Consider the following 2,532-nt stretch of genomic DNA (forward strand, 5'->3'; position numbering starts at 1 on the left):
CCTGAACCTAATATTTATAATAATGAAGTTTCTTCATTAGCAAGTAAGCCAGTTGCTGTAATAACCAATATCATGACTGTTTCTAATGGTGAGGTAGCAACAAATATAGTTAAAGCATTTGATAAAGGAAAACAAGTTGGAGGAAAGACCTTAGGAGGACAAGGAACTCTTTCTTCTGATGCCTTAGTTGTAAATGCTGGACAATTTAGTATAGGTAATTACATAACATCTGTTTACACTCCTTTTGCACAAATATTAGATGTAAATGGTAATTCTCTAGAAGGTGTTGGCTGTATCCCTGATATCCCAGTTGAATTTAACTTAGAAGGATTTAATGGTGGAGATGATTTACGTCTTACTGAGGCTTTTAAATATATAAGAGAAAGTAACTAAGTAAAATGAAGAAGATAAAAGTTCTAATATTTTCATTAATTATTCTTTTGCTTATTTCCTGTAATTACTCTTCTCCCGGAGTTTAGACTTTCAATCTAGCTAAAAATCAATAAAATCATCGATTCAGCCCTTAAATGGGCTTTTTTTGTGCTTTTTTAATTATTTTTGTTAGATTTTTCTTTACATACGTCCATATACGTGCTATAATTGTTTCATGCATATAAATGTTATTCCAGAAAAGAAAACAGGTAGAAAACTAATGGTGTTTGTTGAGACTTTCACAGGAGAAGATCGAAAACAGCATTCAAGGACTGTAGAAAAAATAGGATATGTTGATGAATATTTAGATCGTTATGATGATCCAGTGGCTCACTTTAGAGAAGAAGCTAAGAAAAGGACCCAAGAGTTAAAGGAGAATACTAAGGGTAATATTATAAATCTCTCTTTACAGAAAGATGGAATAATGCGTTTTAATGAAAATGGGGAGTACGATATAAAAATTCATTATGGAGATGCCTTCATTGCATGGGTAATACACAGACTTCGTCTTGATAGATTCGTTGACAGCAGAAGGAAGTATCTTAATTGTGGCTATAATCTCACCAATCTAATGAGGCTCTTTATATACGAAAGGATACTCTCTCCTGCGTCAAAACTTAATAACTGGAAAAATAAAGATAGTTATTACGAGAAGATGAACTTTACACAGGCTCAAATATACTCAGGACTGCAGCAGCTTGGAGAATATAAAGAAGACATGCTTGTTCACCTTGATAAAGTAATGAAGGAACTATATGGAAGGCAGACAGGATATGGGTATTTTGATGGAACTAATGTTTATTACGAAATTGAAGATGAAGATGGTTTTAGAGAAAAAGGATGTAGTAAAGAGCACAGACCTCTTCCAATAACACAACTTGGGGTTATGTTGGACTCCAATGGTTTTCCAATGTCATATGATGTGTGGGCTGGTAATACAAATGACTGTATTATGCTACCTCCTGCTGTAAAAAGAGCACGAGAAAAGTTTGATATGAAGCACATGATATATGTAGCTGACAAGGGATTCTATTCTGGTGACACAATTGCAGACATAATAATAAACCATGATGGATATGTTATATCCAATTCTGTGCGTGGGAAAAAAATAGATGGGGAAATAAAGAAAAAGGTGCTGGACAGAAGCAATTATACATACATAGATGCTGCTGGCAAAGAACAAGAAGGATTCAATGAAAGCACTCAGTTCATGTATAAGACGATTGAGACAATTAGTAACCGTAATGTTACAGACATAAAAGGAGATAAAAAGAAGGTTAAGGTCGGTAAACAACTTATAGCGTTCTGGTCACGAAAATATGATGAGAGGGCAAAAATGGACAGAATGGAGACTCTTGAAAAAGCTTTACTGAAAAGCCATACATCTTCAAAGAGTAAGATTGATAACACATATGGTTCAAATAGGTTTCTGTCTACTGAAATAAAAGATGGCGAAGGTAATGTTGTTGAAAACTATAATGCTACTGTTAAATTCAACCAAAATGCAGTTGATGATGTTGAAGAATTGGATGGATTCTATATCATTGAAAGTAATCTTGCTGGTATTGGCTGGTATGATGATACACAGCCGTTTGAGGAAGGACAAACCTGTCGCTGGCGTGAAGATTGGGGCATGCTTCAACTAAATCGGAAACTTACTGCTTTAGATATCATTGGTATATACAGAGGTTTATGGAAAATAGAAGATTCTTTCAGAACTATGAAGTCTTTTCTTAAGATGAGACCTGTATTTGTTTGGTCAAGAAAAAGCTTGGAAGGACATTTCCTAATCTGTTTTCTTTCTCTTCTAATAATGAGAATACTAGAATTTGAGACTGGTAATGAATTCACAACTAGACATCTTACTGAATCTTTACGAAAAGCATTTTTAGCTGAAATTTCTCCTGGAGTTTATATGACTTTATACTACGACGTTGTGCTTATGAACCTTTCTAGAAAGATGAATTTAGATGCTAACCAAATGGTTTATACTCAAAAAGATCTTCAAAAATTATTCGCAAGGACTAGAAAAGATTCATAACGTATTTAACAATTTTCTCTATTATAACAAATAACTACTTGCAATACAAGTAGTTATTT

Annotated in this window: 2 protein-coding genes; both read left to right on the forward strand. The window is 33.6% G+C overall.

Going from position 1 to position 2,532, the window contains the following annotated elements; translation table 11 throughout:
* Positions 1-393: S41 family peptidase (locus tag SOY52_RS00975; protein WP_320847116.1), on the forward strand; the 393-nt coding region annotated here is incomplete at its 5' end.
* Positions 394-607: 214 nt separating this feature from the next.
* Positions 608-2,473 (forward strand): transposase, encoded by a 1,866-nt coding sequence (locus SOY52_RS00980; protein WP_320847117.1) that lies wholly within the window; start codon positions 608-610, stop codon positions 2,471-2,473.
* The last annotated feature ends 59 nt before the right edge of the window (positions 2,474-2,532 follow it).

This window comes from Bullifex sp. (assembly GCF_034103065.1).
In the GTDB taxonomy this organism is placed as follows: domain Bacteria; phylum Spirochaetota; class Spirochaetia; order Sphaerochaetales; family Sphaerochaetaceae; genus Bullifex.